The following is a 14,207-nucleotide window of genomic DNA, read 5'->3' on the forward strand; positions in this document are numbered from 1 at the left end:
ATTGCTGCTCGACTCGGCGTCGCGGCACGCGTTAGGCGAGCCGGCACTCCGTGCACCACGTGCCGCGAGAGCGGATGAGTGCCGCGACGCGCTGAAATCAGCCCACCACGTGCCGCGAGCTGTCCCGGATGCGGCCGCAGGCATCCGCTCGCCGTCTAGTCCAGTTGCAGGGCGAGGCGCAGGGCGCCATCGATGCCGTCGAGTTCCTCACGGCTGACATGGCCCACGAGCGAGCCGAGGCGTTCGGGCGCGACAGCGGATGTCTGCTCGACGAGTACCTGCGTGCGTTCGCCACCGATCGAGATCGTCGGCCGAAAGCTTCTGGGGAGCGCGGAGCGCGAGGTCGGGGCAACCAGGACCGTCGACAGCATCAGATCGTCAGACTGCAGGATGACTGCGAAACGCTCGCCGGCTTGCTCGTGGCCACGTCGGCCCTGTGGGGCGCGCAACCGGTGGATGTCACCACGCACGCAGGTTGTCCAGATCGCGGAGCACGGCTCGGCTTTCCGCGAGGTCGGCGGCGTCAGTCAGCAGTGCAGTCGACTCGCGCCGCATGAGGTCGCGTCGCCGTTGGCGGGCCGCATCGAGCAACGCCTGACGAATCGCGGCGGAGACTGTTGCGCCGTCGGCCGTCAACTCGTCGAGCGCCTGCTGGGTGAGTTCGTCTGTGCGGAAGTTGACTATCGCCATAGCCCGAGCGTAATACGAAGTGTCTTACACGTCGAGGGGTGATTTCACCGTGAGGCGAGCGACGGCCGAGATCGTCGGGCCTCGGCGTCGTGGCACTCGTTAGGCGAGCCGGCACTCCGTGCACCACGTGCCGCGAGAGCGGATGAGTGCCGCGACGTGCGGGAATCAGCCCACCACGTGCCGCGAGAGCGGATGAGTGCCGCGACGCGCGGGAATCAGCCCACCACGTGCCGCGAGCTGTGCGCGGATGCAGCCGCAGGCATCCGTCGCCCGGGCAGTGTCAGCGGATGTCGACGATCTGCTTGCCGAGGGGCATCAGCGCGACCGGGATCATCTTGAAGTTGGCGATGCCGAACGGGATACCGATGATCGTGATGCAGAGCGAGATGCCCGACAACAGGTGCCCGAGGGCGATCCACCAGCCGGCCAGGATGACCCAGACGACGTTGCCGAGCAGCGATCCGACGCCGGCGCTGGGCGTCTCGACGACGGTCTTGCCGAACGGCCAGAGCGCGTAGACGCCGATGCGGCCGGCCGCGATTCCCCACGGGATGGTGACGATGAGAATGCACATGATCAGCGCCGCGAACATGTAGCCGAGAAACAGCCAGAAGCCCGAGAGCACGAGCCAGATGATGTTGAGGAGGGTCTTCATGATGCTCCTAGTCTCTCAGACCACACTGAACGAGGCCCTTGCCGTGAGGCTCGTCTGGGTATCAAATCGGCTGCAACAGTGTGAAGAGTCAGACAACGATGTCGGGAGCCGCTCATGTCGAATAAAACACCGCAGGAATCGTCCCAGGGCCGCGGCGGCGCGGAACAGCGTCGGGCCGGGGCGTCGGGCGCACCGGCCGATCGGCCGGAGAAGATCCGCAACGTGGCCCTGGTCGGCCGCTCGGGCGCCGGCAAGACCATGCTCGCCGAGGCCCTTCTCGCGGCCACGGGAACCATCACCCGCATGGGCTCGATCCTGGCCGGCACCACGGTGAGCGACTCGGACCCCTCCGAGATTCATCAGCAACGCTCGGTCACGCTGTCGGTACTGCCGCTCATCGTCGGCGAGGTGAAGGTGAACCTGCTCGACACCCCCGGCTTCGTCGATTTCATCGGGGATCTGCGGGCCGGGCTGCGGGCAGCGGATGCCGCGCTCTTCGTGGTCTCCGCCGTCGACGGCGTCGACGCGGCCACCACCGAGCTCTGGGCCGAGTGCGAACGCCTTGGCATGCCGCGGGCCGTCGTGATCAGCCGGATGGATCATGCGCGGGCCCGGTACGAGGCGGTGCTCGCCGAGTGCCAGGAGGCTTTCGGTGCGTCGGTGTTGCCGCTGTACGTGCCGATCCATGCGGGCGGCACCCTGACCGGGCTGCTGGGCGTGCTGTCACACACGGTCGTGGACGCCGGCGGAACGGCCCGCCGGGCGGCGACCGAGGCCGAACGCGCCGGCGCCGAACAGGCACGGGCCGCACTGATCGAGGGGATCATCGCCGAGAGTGAGGACGAAACTCTGCTGGACCGCTACCTCGGCGGCGAAGAGCTGGCCCCCCAGACGCTCATCGACGATCTCGAGATCGCCGTGGCCCGCGGGGCCTTGTATCCGGTGCTGGCGACATCCGCTGAAACCGGAGTGGGCCTCGCGGAACTGCTCGAGCTGATGACGGATGCGTTCCCCTCGCCGGTCGAGCACGCGCTGCCGTCGGTCAGCGACCGGCACGGCGGGGCCGTGGGGCCGCTGGCCTGCGACCCGAGCGCACGGCTCGTCGGCGAGGTGGTGCGCACGACCATGGATTCGTTCCTCGGACGCGTCTGCCTGGTGCGCGTCTTCAGCGGAACCCTGCGGGAGGACACGTCGGTGCACATCGGCGGCCACGGCCTCACCGATCGAGGACATCTGGATCACGACAGCGACGAGCGGGTCACGCACCTGCAGTCCCCGCTCGGCGCCACCCTGCGGCCGGTGCCGTTCTGCGTGGCCGGGGACATCTGCGCGCTCACCCGGCTGACGAGCGTCGAGACCGGGGACACCGTGTCCGACCCGGATTCGCCGCTGCTGATCGAGGCGTGGCCGATGCCCGAGCCGCTGCTGCCGGTCGCCGTGCAGGGCGCGGCGCACGGCGATGAAGACGCGCTCGCCAAGAACCTCGGCAAGGTCGCGGCCGTCGATCCCACGCTGCGGGTGGAGCGCAATGCCGAGACCCGTCAGCTGGTGCTGTGGTGCATGGGGGAGGCGCACGCCGAGGTCGTGCTCGATCGCCTGCGTTATCAGGGCGTCAAGCTGCAGGCCGTCGATGTGATCACGCCGCTGCGGGAGACGTTCGTCGCCCCGGCAGCGGTGCGGGCGCGATACGTCAAGCAGTCCGGTGGGCATGGCCAATATGCGATCTGCGAGATCGAGGTCGAGCCGCTCGAACGCGGGGCCGGCTTCGAATTCGTGGACCGGGTCATCGGCGGCGTGATTCCCCGGCACTACATCGAGTCGGTCGAGAAGGGCGTGCGGACACAGATGCAGCGGGGTGTTGCGAAGGGTTTTGCGGTCGTCGACATTCGGGTGACGCTCGTGGGCGGTAAGACGCACAGCGTCGATTCATCGGATGCCGCGTTCCAGGCCGCCGGTGCGCTCGCGCTGCGGGAGGCCGCGGCGGCGAGCCGGATCCAACTGCTGGAACCCGTCTCACAGGTCACGATCGACCTGCCCGATGCCTACGTGGGCCCGGTGATGACCGACCTGTCCACGCGCCGCGGCCACACGACCGGCACCACGTCGGTCGGCGCGGGCCGTACCGAGATTCGTGCGGAGATTCCGGATGCCGAGCTGCTGCGCTACGTGATCGAGTTGCGGGCCCTGACCGCGGGCAGCGGTCGGTTTCGCCGCCGTTACCTGCGGCATGAATCAGTTCCCGGCAAGGTCTCGCATTCGACCGTGACGGACTGACCCGCCCGAGGGTGGCGTTGAAACGTCCATAGCGGCCGCCGCGCTCGGTCGCCACGCTGGGTCGACGCGATTTCTTAACAAGCAGGGAGTCCGGTATTGTTTTTGGATCAGACGCACGCCCGAAGACTTGATATTGGAGGCCCTCATGCACGACCAACGTCCCGCACTGAATTTGCTGTCGGTGCTTGGCCTGCAGCTGTCGATGCCCCTTGCGGTCGCCGCGATTGCCCTCTCGGGCAAGTGGATTCTCGGGTTGTGGACGACCGAGAGCACCAGTTACTGGGGGCTCGCTCTCGGGGCCGTCGCCTTTGTGTACTGGGTGCCGTTGGTGGAGAAAAAGGTTCGAGCCTTGAACCGGGAACGCTCTGCGATGCGACGGTCCCAGAAGGCCGCTACTGCCTCTCCTGCCAACTGACCAGCCAGGACCGAAGGGTTAGTCATAACCGAACAGAAAGAGTCGTTTTTCATGAAGTTCAGAAAGTCCAGCCTGATCGCCACCGCAACGATCATCTTCGCCTCGCTGCTCATACCGACTGCGGCAGCCTCGGCTGTGCCGCAAACACCGACGATGCAGGCAGAAATGACGCCAGACGGGCAGGTGTCGATTTCGCTGACCGACAGTACGGTGGTCCTGGCAGACGGGGAACTGATCTACAAGGATTCGTCCGGCGCCGTCATCGTGCGTGAAACCATGGATGCTTTGGTCAACTCCGGTGGCACCGTCGCGGTCGTCAGTCCTACGCAGATTATTCTGACTGCTCCTCCGGTGGCCTCCGACCCTTACGCCATCACCCCGTTTTCCGGAGTGCCGTTCACGGGCAGCTGGGATGAATGCATGGCCGGATACATCGGTGGCGGTGGCCTCGGCGGAATCTTCTTCGGTCCCATCGGGGTAATGAGCGGCATGGTCGGCGGAGCAGCGGCGGCCCTTGTCGCGTGCAGCGGCCTGCCTCGCATGTAGGTGAAGCCGGTCCATCACGAGCACGCAGCCTCTGCACTTCCCGATCTCGGGAAGTGCAGAGGACTGTCGGGTATCGTCATCACGAAGCTTGCGTTCGGTGACCGCGTGGTGGTTCCTGGCCGGCCTAGACTGGCCGGCACTGGGCCGCACTCGGCGAAGAGGAGCGAGAAACGTGACAGCATTCGACACGATAGTGACCTGCGACATGATGGTCTCGGAGGACGGCTACGCGGCCGGCCCGCATCAGAGCCTGGAGCATCCGCTCGGTGAAGGCGGCGAGCGGATGGCGCGCTGGCGGTTCGAGCGGCCCGATGAGAACGCCGCCGAGATCGCGGCCATAGCGACGGCGGGTGCCTATATCATGGGCCGCAACATGTTCGGCCCGGGCCGCGGTGACTGGGACGAGGAATGGACGGGTTGGTGGGGAGACGACCCGCCGTATCGCGCGCCGGTGTTCGTGCTGACGCACTTCTCGCGGGCATCGCTCGTGATGCAGGGCGGCACGACCTTCACGTTCGTGACCGATGGCATCGAATCGGCGCTGGAGCAGGCGCGGGCCGCTGCGGGCCAGCGCGAGGTCTCGATCGCCGGTGGGGCAGCGACCGCGCGGCAGTACCTTGCGGCCGAGCTGATCGACGAGTTGCGCCTGCACGTCGCGCCGGTGGTGCTGGGTGCCGGTGAGCCGCTGCTGACGGGGCTGGACGTGGCGCTGGAGCAGGTCAGGTCCGTTGAGAGGGAACTCGTCACCCATGTGACCTACCGCAGGGTGCGCTGAGCGTCGCTGCCGCGGTCGCGGCACGCGTTCGGGTGATCCGGACGTCTCGCGGCACTCGTTCGGGTGATCCGGACGTCTCGCGGCACTTGTTCGGCTCTCGCGGCACTAGTTCCAAGGAGTGCCGCGAGAGCGAACGAGTGCCACGACGCCGGTAGCGGATGCCGCCGCAGCTGATCGCGCCGGTTGTGCCTTGCCGCGATGTGAGCGTCCCCGCCGCTGGACTGATGCCGTTGACCCTGGAGGCTTCGGGTGTGGGAATCAGGAAGATCGAGTAAGGCGCCATGCTGTTCGGTCGACCACGGTGAATCCCAATCGGGCGAGGTTTCGAATACTGGGGGATCCAGGAGCAGCGCTCGCCGCAGCCAGCGGGCAGCCGATATCCCGTGCCACTCGCAACCGATGCATCAGCAGGGCGCTTTGGGCTCCAGCGCCGCGCGCCATGGAGAGTGTCGAGGCTCCACCGAGTACTGCGCCGGTGCGGTGTGCGGACATCGCCGCAGCAGCGAGCGGCACACTGTCGCCGAAAGCGATGAATGCGCGAACCTCGGCACGGGCGTGTTCCGCGCGAATCAGCGAGCTCACGTCGTTGGATGCTGCGTAGCCGGCGTCGAGAATGTCTGCGAAAAGGATTGCCTCCTGGCCGGTGTTGACCTGCCGTATCTCCCACCGGTCCATGATCGCGGTGTGGAGGGAGGCCGAGTCCAGACGCAAATACGCGATTGGCCTCGTGGCGGCAGGCTCAAAGCCGCCGCTGCGCAGGCGGGCGATGAGGTCCGGCGATGGTGATGTGGCGACGACCGTCGCGTGGTGTGGGGCCGCGAACCGGTCGAGTGCCTCGGGCAACGCCGAAGCGGACTCGTCGGTTACGCCTTCGACAACGTTGAGAAAGCCGAACTGGTGCGCGGTAGCCACGCTCGCCCGCAGTCCGTCCAACTGAATCCATGCGAATCGGCCGGGCAAGCCAGCGGATGCCGCTGCCTCGAGCGACAATTTCTTGCGATCGAAGATGGCCGCCTCAGCCGCGTGCACGGTCGCTGCGTCGGTATCCGCCATACGCGAAGCCTAACCGCAGCGGCACAGCCGAACGCCGCGTTCTTCATGTCCATCCAGGCGAGCAGTTGGTCGTCGGTGTGGCCGAGGACCGCGGACCGAGGCTCAGTCGGAGCGAGTACCCGAGCGTCGAATGAGCTCGGCCAAGTGAGCCTCGGCCGCCTCGTTGCCCTCGTCGACGAGACGGCGCAGCTCGGCGACGTCGCCGCGGGCTGCGGCCAGGTCGGCGAGACGCCCGGCGACCTGCTCGTTGCCGTCATCGGCCAGGCGCTGCAGTTCGTCGACGTCGTCGTTCGCGAGGGCGAGGGCGGCCAGGCGGGACTCGGCCAGCTCGTTGCCCTCGTCGGCCAGGCGCCGCAGTTCGTCGACGTCGCCGCGCAGGTCGGCGAGCTGCACCAAACGGGCGGCAGCGCGGTCGTTGCCCTCGTCGGCGAGCCGCCGCAGCTCGCCCCGGTCGTCGCGCTCGAGGGCGAGGTCGGTCAGGCGTGCCTCGGCGGCCTCGTTGCCCTCGTCGGCCAGTTCGCGCAGGGTGTCCTCGTCGATTGCCGGGCGCGGCTCATTCGCGGAGCCGGAGCCGGAGCCGGAATTGGGGTCGAAAGTGGTCACCCGACCAATATCCCACGCTCGGCCGTCGCATCGTGAATGAAGAGCAGGGTTAGAGGTCGAGACTCACGGACACCGTCGGGGTATCGCCCATGTCGAGGCCTTCGGCGGTTCGCACGAGCTTTTTCACTGGCAGCACGAAGGTTTTGCGTTTGCTGTCGGGAAAGATCGACGTCGCCCACGAGGTCTCGCCGATCTGGGCGTTGACCCGAATCGAGCCGAATCCCCGGCGAGGCTGCGTCGACCGCTCGCGGATCTCATCCGTCACATCGGTCGGCAGACTCAGGAACACCCAGGACCCGGTCGACGTGGCCTGCCATAGCTCGGCCTCGAAGCGAAAAGTCACCATGTTGGGAGCGTACCCCGGCGGTATCGCCCGCCAGCGCTAGTCTTCGCAGCCGACGCCGTCGCCGTCACGGTCGAGCTTGCGGCTGTATCCGGGCTGCCCCGTGCTGATCGGTGCCGCGCCGGCGGCCCGCACCGCGTCGCAGTTCTGGTAGAACACATCCGAGACGGCAGGGGCCGGCTGTACCACGACGGGCTCTGCCGGAACCTCGGCAACGGGAGCGGGCTCGACGACCGCGACGGGAACCGGCACGACCGCGATCGGCGCGGCCGTGAAGACGGATGCCGACGCTCGCTCATCGGGGCAATTCGTGAGAATGCGGGTCATCGCGTCGTGCTCGGCCTGGGTGACCCACAACCCGTACGTGGCTTTCACCGACACCTGCCGGGCGACATACGCGCAGCGGTACGCCTTGACCGGCGGCAGCCAGGTGGCGCTGTCGCCGTCGCCCTTGCTGGAGTTGGTGGAGCCGTCAACGGCCAGCAGGTTCAACGGATCGTTCGCCAGCGACACCCGCTGGGCCTGGCTCAGCTGCTGGCCGCCCGTCTGCCAGGCGTTCGAGAGGGCTACGACGTGGTCGATCTGCACGAGCGCCGACGTGGACTGGCCGCGCACGAAGTTGATGGTCTTGCCGGTGTACGGGCCGAGCAGCGTTCCGGTCAGCACCCGACAGTCGCCGGATTTCACGATCACGGTCAGGTCGCGGCTGAGAATATCGTTGCGGGTGTCGCATCCGTTTTGGTCCACATCGAGCCAGGCGCTGCCGAAGCCGCCGGTGCGGTCGTAGCCGGTCTGCGGCGCGCGACCCTTCACGAGCAGCGTCGTCAGCAGGGCGAGGGCCGTGGTGTCGGTGACGCTGGTGTCGGCGACGACGGTGGAGGCGGCATCCGGTGCCGCCGTGGTCTCGTCGGGATCCACCGCGGCTTCGTCGCTGAAGCTGACCGGCGTGGGCGTCGGCCTCGGGGTTGGCGTGCGCGTCGGCGTGGCGGAGCGGGTTGGGGTGCTGCTCGGCGTGCTGGCGGTCGACGCCACATCGAGGTCGACGGATGGCGGTGCGAGCGTCGCTCCCACGACGACGGCGACCAGCGCCCCCGCCAACATGATTGCCGCGGCGCGTCGGGAGGGGATGGCCGCCCAGGTACGGCGCCCGCTGATCAGTGCGTAGAGCGCGGTGATCGTGCCGATGAGGCCGACGGTCACGAGCACTCCCGGGAACCCGCTCGTGGCGGCACCGACGATCACGAGCAGGATCGCAGCGGCGAGCGTGATCCAGATTCGCAGGGAAAAACGTGGGCGGCGAAGACGGGGGAATGACGGCACGGAGCTCCTTCGGCCGCATATATCCACGACTTCTTGACGCTACCTCGCGGAGCGTCCCGGGTGCGATCCCGCGTTCGGGGCGCCGCTGCTCGCGAGTGAGCATTTTTTTGTGGTTCCCGGGCGCGGTGAGTGCATAAACTGCTCACTCGCGAGCAATCAGTCGAGTGAGTCGAGGGAGACCACAATGAGCGCAGAATTCGAGATCGCCGTCGAGCGGGAGTTTCCGGCCACCCCCGAGCAGGTCTGGCAGGCGGTCACCGCCGAGACGAGTGCGTGGCTGTTCCCGTCTGAGGACATGACCGGCGAGGAACTCGTGTTCGAGCGCCCGACCCACCACGTGAACCGCATGGAGGGCCCGGACGGATGGTTCAACCAGCTCGAGCAGATCATCGAACCACGCCCCAACGGCCGCTCCTTCATGCGCTGGCAGCACAGCGGTGTCTTTCCCGGTGACCCGGCCGAGGGCGACGACCAGGAAGACGGCATTCGTCAGCACACCGTCTTCTATCTGCACACTCTCGCCGAATACCTCGAGCATTTCACCGGCCGGCCAGTGGTCTTCGCCGACATTCCAGGGCCGGAATCCTCGATGGCCCCCGACTCGTTCGAGGTGCTGCGTGCAGCCCTCGGGGTCGCGGCCGACGCGCCTGTCGGCGCCGCGGCATCCGCTGCCATGGCCGGTCTCGATGGCGCGATCGTCGACTACAACACGGCGAATTTCATCGGCCTGCGAACGGATGCCGCGCTCTACCGATTCTTCGGCCGCAACGCCTTTGGTGGCCCGGTCGGCATGACCGTGCACCACTTCGCGGGAGCCGCCGCGGAGACACTGGCGGCGACCTACCAGGAATGGCTGACCGGCCTCTACGCCGCATAGGAACTCGCCGCATAGGAACTCACCGCATAAGAACTCGCCGCATCAAAAACCCGCGAGCGGGCAGTGGGTGCAGTTGCCGGAGGAGGTACTGCACGCACTGCTCGCTCGCGAGAGTGTGAGGCTGCGGCACGGAATGCCGCAGGGTGAGGGCTAGTCGGCCGGGATGGTGACCGTGTTGCTCTCGAGCGTGACGGCGGTCTGCGCGAACAGGTGGCCGGTGACCGAGGCGCCGGTCTTCAGCGCGATGAGCGTGTGGCTGAGGATGGTGCCCTCGAAGTGCGCGGTGGTGCCGATGACGACCTCACCGGCGCTCTGCCAGAACACGTTCTTCGCCTGCACGCCGTCGAGGATGACGTTCTTCGCGGAGGCCTGCTTGATGTCGCCGGAGACCTGGAAGATGAAGACATCGTCGGCGTCGCCGGTCAGGGTGACGTCAGTGGAGATGTTGACGTCGGTGCCCCACTTGTACAGGCCGGGCGTCAGGGTCAGGCCGCCGATTTCGCCGGCGCCGAGGTTCACGAAGTCGGGCGTGGTGCGTGCTGCCGCATCGCGGTAGGCGATCTCGAGGTCGCCGACGGCTCCGGTGAGGAAGGTGTCGTCGGTGATCTTGCAGGCGGGGCCTTCGGCGTCGACCGAGAAGATCGATCCGGTGACCTCGTCGCAGCCGACGTGAATGGCCGCTCCGGTGATCGGGCTGCTGCCGATGTCGCCGGTGATGGCGGAGGCGTAGACATCCGTGATGCCGCTCTTGGAGAGGATCGAGAACGATCCCGCCGAGCCGAGGTCGACCGCGGCGCGGGGTTCGGTTTCGGCAGCGGATGCTCCGGCGGCGCCGGCTCCGGCAACGGCCACGACGGCGGCCGTGATGAGAATGGAGAACACGCGCTTGCGGGCGCGGCTGGACTGCGTGTGATTGGACATGTTTCCCCTGGTTGGGTGCTGTGAGCACCGCGAAATTGCGGTGCCGGGCAGGGCCACCGAGGGGTGGTCCCCGGCGCGGCGCGTCGAGTTTGTGGCGCTGGTGGGGCCGGCTCCGGGGTGCCCGGGGCCGGCATTCCGCCGTGAGATGCTGCTCGTCACGAGGGGCTGAATCCAGCGACAGTATCTGTCTTACCCCCAAGACTAGGGGTGCTTTTTATGTCCCCTGATCAGGGGTAAGATGCGCTCGAACCGATCGGTTGGTTTTGTTGAAAATGCCCGAATTTGCACGGATCTGGGGCAATTGGGGTCGGCGCGTCGCCATATTAAGGTTTGGCGAACGATGCGTAAATTTGGGCTACCGATCGGTTGCGGACTGCAAGGCTCGGCTTACAGACACCGCTTACCGGCGAGGAGTAGATCATGACTCACACCCTTTCCCCGCGGCTCGGCCGCGACGACCACCCGCGCTCGTTCGCCGCTCATGCCGCCCGGCCCGGGGCATCCGTCGCCGTCAGCCAGGCGCCGATCGTTCCGACCGTGCCAGAGGACTGGGCGGTCTTTCAGCCGCTCTCGGCCACGTCGCACCTCGTTGTAGGACCCGGCGGCATCTTCACGATCAGCGTGCATCGGCTGGCCGGCGATTGGGCCTGGGTCGACAAGCGCACGCTGCTCATCGCCGGGCGCCGCACCGCGCACCTGCGCGACGCCGAACTCGACGCTGCCCGCGTCACCGAACTGCTGCGTGCCCGTATCGCCCTGCGCGCACCGGTACGGCCGGTCGTGACGCTCATCGGAGCCCGACTGTTGGGCCGCGGCAAGGCGGCTGCGTCGGTCGCCGTGCCCGTGCTCGCCGAGGCGGCGCTGGCCGATTGGCTGATCTGCCAGCCCCGCGTTCTGCGCGCCGGCGAACGGATGGACCTGGCCGGCCTCATCGATCACCCCGGCACCTGGGGCACGCACCGTGCCTTCGGCCCCGGGCTACCCTCGCTGCGCGCGCCGAGTGAGCTGAGGGTGCGCGGTTAGATGCTGCCGAGTGCGGTGAGCTTGGCGTGCAGGTCGCGGTCGGTCGGTTCGACGAGGTGGGTGTCGTCGGAAAACACGATCACCGGAATCTGGGTGCGGCCGCTGATCGCGTGCGCGCGGTCGGCTCCGTCATCGACGACCTCGAGGTCGACGTAGTCGTAGGCCACGCCGAGGGTGTCGAGCAGCTTCTTGGAGCGTCGGCAGTCGCCGCACCATTCCGCTCCGAACATGGTGATGGGGGCAGCGGATGTGGTGGGTTCAGTCATGGGCTCACCCTACGCTCCCGAACCACCCGCGCTCTCAGGGTCGGTTGCGCGGCAGTGGCGGTGTTGCAGCGTCGCGTAAATCAGTGCTCGCGGATGCGCTCCAGCAGCAGCCCGATGAGCAGGGCGCGGCGGTGTTCTTCGCTCGTGAGTTCGACCATTTGCGACACGGCCTGCCGGTCGGCATCAGAAGAGAAAACCACGTCGAATTCGGCGAGTTCGGTGATCACGTCGATCAGGCGCTGCGCGCTCGAGGCGGCTGCGGCCGGGGTGGCCGGGGTGGCCGGTGGTGTTGCGGAGTCAGGGGTCAGGTCGGGTGTTTCCATGCCCTCCACGATACGCGCGTGTCGCGCTCTGACTATGGGTGGTCGCCGCGCAGCCTCAGGGCGACCCAGAGCCCGCAGCGTCGGCAGATGTGGGCGCCGCCGTCGAGGGCGTGCAGCCGGGCCCGCGGCAAGGCGCGCCCGCAGCACGAGCAGGTCAGCGGTGCGGTGTTCGTCATGCTCTCCAGTCTGCTCCGGGCAGACGGATGCCGCCACACCCCGGTAAGGCAGGTATGGCGGCATCCGCTCTGGTACGAAGCTCCCGTGCGTTGAGTTCCCGGAAAAGCCCAGTGCCGACGCCGTGACACTGTGCTTTCGGGTCTCAACCAGCGGGCGGCCTCGAGGCAGGGTGCGGCCGGTTTAGGAGTTGGTGCCGTCGTCGGCGGTCGGGGTCGGGGCGTCCGTCGGCAGCTCGCCATCGGCCGGAGGTGTCGGGCGCTCGCCGTCATCATCGCCGTGCGGGCCGCCCTTGCCGGGGCCGGTACCGTCGCCGGGGGTCGGCGCGGTGCCGATCTCGGCGGCGTCGAGGCTCGTGCCGTCGGCGTTCACGGTTCCGGTGGCGCGAATCTCGGTGCCCGTGGCCAGGTCGGCCGTGAGATCGTCACTGTACGTGGTGTCGCCGCTCGTGTTGATGACGCGGGTGAAGCCGTCGTGGTCGGTGATGGTGATGGTGCTGCCCGAGACCGACACGACGGTTCCATGCAGGTGCGGATCGTGCGCGGGGCGCTCGGTGGCGGCATCCGTCGTGCTGGAGCTGCTGTCGGAGCTGCTGTCGGTGGCGGCGTAGGCGACGCTCGCGCCGCCAAAGGCGAGGGCGGCCGCGGCGACGGCGCCGATGATGAGCGGGGCGCGGCGGCGCTTGGCCGGTTGAGCGGCAGAGGCGGGGCTGACGTGCTGAAGGTCGGTCATGAGTTCTCCTGACGGGGTCGGGGACTCCCGATTCGAAAGTCCGAGCCGACCGGCGATCGTGCTGATCGGCTCTTCCTCAGATTCATCGGCGAATCTGAAGACGCCCTGAAGTTCTTCCCTGCCGGTCACTCGTTCAGCGTCCCCTTACCCAACGCACAGCTTCGCCGAGCAGGGTGGCATCATGTCCACAGCTCCCGCCCGCGTGCTCGTCGTCGAAGACGAGCCCGCGCTGCGCACCGCGATCGGGCAGGCGCTCGCCGCCGCCGGATTCACGGTCGAGACGGCCGAAGACGGCACCGACTTCGCGGATCGTCTCACCCGGTTTCGACCGGATGCCGCGGTGCTCGACATCAATTTGCCCGGCGAAAACGGTCTGCGCCTCGCGCAGCGGCTGAAGGCCGCCGGTGACACTCCGGTGCTCTTCGTCACCGCCCGCGACGGGGTCGACGACCGCCTCGCCGGGTTCGCGGCCGGCGCCGACGACTACATTCTGAAACCCTTCATTCTTGCCGAGCTCGTCGCTCGGGTCACCGCCGTGCTGCGCCGCACCGGCCGCCTGGTGTCGCCCACCATTCAGGTCGGCGACCTCGTGCTCGACGAAGAGGCCGCGACTCTCTCTCGCGCCGGTACCCCGATCGACCTCACCGCGACCGAACGCCGGGTGCTCACCTATCTCGTGCACAATCGCGGCCGTACCATGTCGAAGACCCAGATTCTCACGCAGGTCTGGGGCTACGACAACGCCGACCCCAACCTCGTCGAGGCCTACGTCAGCATCCTGCGCCGTAAACTCGACGCGCACGGCCCGCGCCTCATTCAGACCGTGCGCGGCATCGGCTACCGCCTCCAGGCGTAGCGGCCAGAGAGCGGATGCCCATGCGCACCACCTCCCTGCGGCTGCGCGTCATCGCCGCCGTGCTCGCCGCACTCACCGTCGTGTTGGTGACCGTGGGCATCCTGATCAACGTCGTGCTGGGCGAGCAGTTGCGCGCCGACCTCGAACAGCGCCTGCTCGACCGGGCCGGTTACGCGCAGATTCTTGCCGACGAGGGGCTCGACGCGCAGACCCTGGCCAACCAGCTCACCGGCGAGGACATCGTGGTGAGCTTCGAGGTCGACGGCGACACCGTGTATGGGCGGCAGGAACCGGGCCAGGCAGGCGGGCCGGCGGGCGCCCCCGGCGAGGCGCGCGACGGGCGCGGCCCCGGGCAGGGCGG

General features: G+C 67.8%; 20 protein-coding genes. 8 read left to right on the top strand and 12 right to left on the bottom strand.

Annotated features, from left to right (window positions below; translation table 11 throughout):
* Window positions 1-155: 155 nt before the first annotated feature.
* From E3T55_RS10285 to E3T55_RS10295, 3 genes are all read right to left on the bottom strand, one after another.
* Complete coding sequence (locus E3T55_RS10285) at window positions 156-470, bottom strand: type II toxin-antitoxin system PemK/MazF family toxin (RefSeq protein WP_134519477.1); 315 nt, start codon at window positions 468-470, stop codon at window positions 156-158.
* Window positions 460-690, bottom strand: coding sequence for a hypothetical protein (locus tag E3T55_RS10290; protein ID WP_134519478.1), 231 nt, complete (start codon window positions 688-690; stop codon window positions 460-462). The genes E3T55_RS10285 and E3T55_RS10290 overlap by 11 nt, the downstream gene beginning before the upstream one ends.
* A 280-nt stretch (window positions 691-970) precedes the next feature.
* Window positions 971-1,345 (bottom strand): YccF domain-containing protein, encoded by a 375-nt coding sequence (locus E3T55_RS10295; RefSeq protein WP_134519479.1) that lies wholly within the window; start codon window positions 1,343-1,345, stop codon window positions 971-973.
* Window positions 1,346-1,459: 114 nt separating this feature from the next.
* On the opposite strand from E3T55_RS10295, the gene E3T55_RS10300 reads away from it, so the two are divergent.
* From E3T55_RS10300 to E3T55_RS10315, 4 genes are all read left to right on the top strand, one after another.
* Window positions 1,460-3,619, top strand: a complete 2,160-nt coding sequence (locus tag E3T55_RS10300; RefSeq protein ID WP_134519480.1) for an elongation factor G-like protein EF-G2 — start codon at window positions 1,460-1,462, stop codon at window positions 3,617-3,619.
* Window positions 3,620-3,764: 145 nt separating this feature from the next.
* Window positions 3,765-4,034, top strand: a complete 270-nt coding sequence (locus E3T55_RS10305) for a hypothetical protein (protein ID WP_134519481.1) — start codon at window positions 3,765-3,767, stop codon at window positions 4,032-4,034.
* A 51-nt stretch (window positions 4,035-4,085) separates the two neighbouring features.
* On the top strand, window positions 4,086-4,580 hold the full coding sequence (locus E3T55_RS10310; protein ID WP_134519482.1) for a hypothetical protein: 495 nt from the start codon (window positions 4,086-4,088) through the stop codon (window positions 4,578-4,580).
* 205 nt (window positions 4,581-4,785) lie between these two features.
* On the top strand, window positions 4,786-5,355 hold the full coding sequence (locus tag E3T55_RS10315) for a dihydrofolate reductase family protein (protein WP_134519501.1): 570 nt from the start codon (window positions 4,786-4,788) through the stop codon (window positions 5,353-5,355).
* A 258-nt stretch (window positions 5,356-5,613) separates the two neighbouring features.
* Here E3T55_RS10315 and E3T55_RS10320 read toward each other — a convergent pair whose 3' ends face one another.
* The 4 genes from E3T55_RS10320 to E3T55_RS10335 all read right to left on the bottom strand — a co-directional run bounded on the left by E3T55_RS10320 (window position 5,614) and on the right by E3T55_RS10335 (window position 8,674).
* Window positions 5,614-6,408, bottom strand: a complete 795-nt coding sequence (locus E3T55_RS10320; RefSeq protein ID WP_134519483.1) for a hypothetical protein — start codon at window positions 6,406-6,408, stop codon at window positions 5,614-5,616.
* Window positions 6,409-6,510: 102 nt separating this feature from the next.
* Window positions 6,511-7,011 carry a hypothetical protein gene (locus E3T55_RS20565; RefSeq protein WP_198418554.1) on the bottom strand — a complete coding sequence of 167 codons (501 nt, stop codon included), beginning with the start codon at window positions 7,009-7,011 and terminating at the stop codon, window positions 6,511-6,513.
* Between the two features lie 49 nt (window positions 7,012-7,060).
* Entirely contained in the window at window positions 7,061-7,357 is a 297-nt protein-coding gene (locus E3T55_RS10330; protein WP_134519484.1) for a DUF1905 domain-containing protein, read from the bottom strand.
* Between the two features lie 36 nt (window positions 7,358-7,393).
* The gene (locus tag E3T55_RS10335) at window positions 7,394-8,674 is read right to left on the bottom strand and encodes a GmrSD restriction endonuclease domain-containing protein (protein WP_241993001.1); all 1,281 of its coding nucleotides are present in this window, start codon (window positions 8,672-8,674) and stop codon (window positions 7,394-7,396) included.
* 184 nt (window positions 8,675-8,858) lie between these two features.
* On the opposite strand from E3T55_RS10335, the gene E3T55_RS10340 reads away from it, so the two are divergent.
* The gene (locus E3T55_RS10340; protein WP_134519485.1) at window positions 8,859-9,551 is read left to right on the top strand and encodes an SRPBCC family protein; all 693 of its coding nucleotides are present in this window, start codon (window positions 8,859-8,861) and stop codon (window positions 9,549-9,551) included.
* A gap of 150 nt (window positions 9,552-9,701) precedes the next feature.
* On the opposite strand, the gene E3T55_RS10345 is transcribed toward E3T55_RS10340, so the two are convergent.
* Entirely contained in the window at window positions 9,702-10,472 is a 771-nt protein-coding gene (locus tag E3T55_RS10345) for an ice-binding family protein (protein ID WP_134519486.1), read from the bottom strand.
* Window positions 10,473-10,892: 420 nt separating this feature from the next.
* Here E3T55_RS10345 and E3T55_RS10350 point away from each other — a divergent pair, with 420 nt between their 5' ends.
* Complete coding sequence (locus E3T55_RS10350; protein WP_134519487.1) at window positions 10,893-11,495, top strand: hypothetical protein; 603 nt, start codon at window positions 10,893-10,895, stop codon at window positions 11,493-11,495.
* Here the strand turns inward: E3T55_RS10350 and E3T55_RS10355 are convergent.
* The 4 genes from E3T55_RS10355 to E3T55_RS10365 form a co-directional block, all read right to left on the bottom strand.
* Window positions 11,492-11,761: a glutaredoxin family protein gene (locus E3T55_RS10355; protein ID WP_134519488.1), complete on the bottom strand. Its 270-nt coding sequence runs from the start codon at window positions 11,759-11,761 to the stop codon at window positions 11,492-11,494. The two genes, E3T55_RS10350 and E3T55_RS10355, sit on opposite strands and share 4 nt — an antisense overlap.
* Window positions 11,762-11,841: 80 nt before the next feature.
* Complete coding sequence (locus E3T55_RS10360; protein ID WP_134519489.1) at window positions 11,842-12,084, bottom strand: hypothetical protein; 243 nt, start codon at window positions 12,082-12,084, stop codon at window positions 11,842-11,844.
* A 32-nt stretch (window positions 12,085-12,116) separates the two neighbouring features.
* A complete protein-coding gene (locus E3T55_RS20260) occupies window positions 12,117-12,260 on the bottom strand; it encodes a hypothetical protein (protein ID WP_166791739.1) in 144 nt (47 codons plus the stop codon).
* 181 nt (window positions 12,261-12,441) lie between these two features.
* Entirely contained in the window at window positions 12,442-12,990 is a 549-nt protein-coding gene (locus tag E3T55_RS10365) for a hypothetical protein (protein ID WP_134519490.1), read from the bottom strand.
* 181 nt (window positions 12,991-13,171) lie between these two features.
* Between E3T55_RS10365 and E3T55_RS10370 the strand changes: the two genes are divergently transcribed.
* Both E3T55_RS10370 and E3T55_RS10375 read left to right on the top strand, forming a co-directional pair.
* Complete coding sequence (locus E3T55_RS10370; protein ID WP_134519491.1) at window positions 13,172-13,846, top strand: response regulator transcription factor; 675 nt, start codon at window positions 13,172-13,174, stop codon at window positions 13,844-13,846.
* Window positions 13,847-13,866: 20 nt separating this feature from the next.
* Window positions 13,867-14,207, top strand: a 341-nt coding sequence (locus E3T55_RS10375) for a hypothetical protein (protein ID WP_420897998.1), incomplete at its 3' end; no start/stop codon positions are given.

The sequence above is a fragment of the Cryobacterium frigoriphilum genome, from assembly GCF_004403305.1.
Taxonomy (GTDB): Bacteria; Actinomycetota; Actinomycetes; order Actinomycetales; family Microbacteriaceae; genus Cryobacterium; species Cryobacterium frigoriphilum.

Coding starts and splice junctions, on each gene's coding strand:
- E3T55_RS10290 (WP_134519478.1), bottom strand. CDS start 690: ATGGCGATAGTCAACTTCCGCACAGACGAACTCACCCAGCAGGCGCTC.
- E3T55_RS10295 (WP_134519479.1), bottom strand. CDS start 1,345: ATGAAGACCCTCCTCAACATCATCTGGCTCGTGCTCTCGGGCTTCTGG.
- E3T55_RS10300 (WP_134519480.1), top strand. CDS start 1,460: ATGTCGAATAAAACACCGCAGGAATCGTCCCAGGGCCGCGGCGGCGCG.
- E3T55_RS10305 (WP_134519481.1), top strand. CDS start 3,765: ATGCACGACCAACGTCCCGCACTGAATTTGCTGTCGGTGCTTGGCCTG.
- E3T55_RS10310 (WP_134519482.1), top strand. CDS start 4,086: ATGAAGTTCAGAAAGTCCAGCCTGATCGCCACCGCAACGATCATCTTC.
- E3T55_RS10315 (WP_134519501.1), top strand. CDS start 4,786: ATGATGGTCTCGGAGGACGGCTACGCGGCCGGCCCGCATCAGAGCCTG.
- E3T55_RS10320 (WP_134519483.1), bottom strand. CDS start 6,408: ATGGCGGATACCGACGCAGCGACCGTGCACGCGGCTGAGGCGGCCATC.
- E3T55_RS10330 (WP_134519484.1), bottom strand. CDS start 7,357: ATGGTGACTTTTCGCTTCGAGGCCGAGCTATGGCAGGCCACGTCGACC.
- E3T55_RS10340 (WP_134519485.1), top strand. CDS start 8,859: ATGAGCGCAGAATTCGAGATCGCCGTCGAGCGGGAGTTTCCGGCCACC.
- E3T55_RS10345 (WP_134519486.1), bottom strand. CDS start 10,472: ATGTCCAATCACACGCAGTCCAGCCGCGCCCGCAAGCGCGTGTTCTCC.
- E3T55_RS10350 (WP_134519487.1), top strand. CDS start 10,893: ATGACTCACACCCTTTCCCCGCGGCTCGGCCGCGACGACCACCCGCGC.
- E3T55_RS10355 (WP_134519488.1), bottom strand. CDS start 11,761: ATGACTGAACCCACCACATCCGCTGCCCCCATCACCATGTTCGGAGCG.
- E3T55_RS10360 (WP_134519489.1), bottom strand. CDS start 12,084: ATGGAAACACCCGACCTGACCCCTGACTCCGCAACACCACCGGCCACC.
- E3T55_RS20260 (WP_166791739.1), bottom strand. CDS start 12,260: ATGACGAACACCGCACCGCTGACCTGCTCGTGCTGCGGGCGCGCCTTG.
- E3T55_RS10365 (WP_134519490.1), bottom strand. CDS start 12,990: ATGACCGACCTTCAGCACGTCAGCCCCGCCTCTGCCGCTCAACCGGCC.
- E3T55_RS10370 (WP_134519491.1), top strand. CDS start 13,172: ATGTCCACAGCTCCCGCCCGCGTGCTCGTCGTCGAAGACGAGCCCGCG.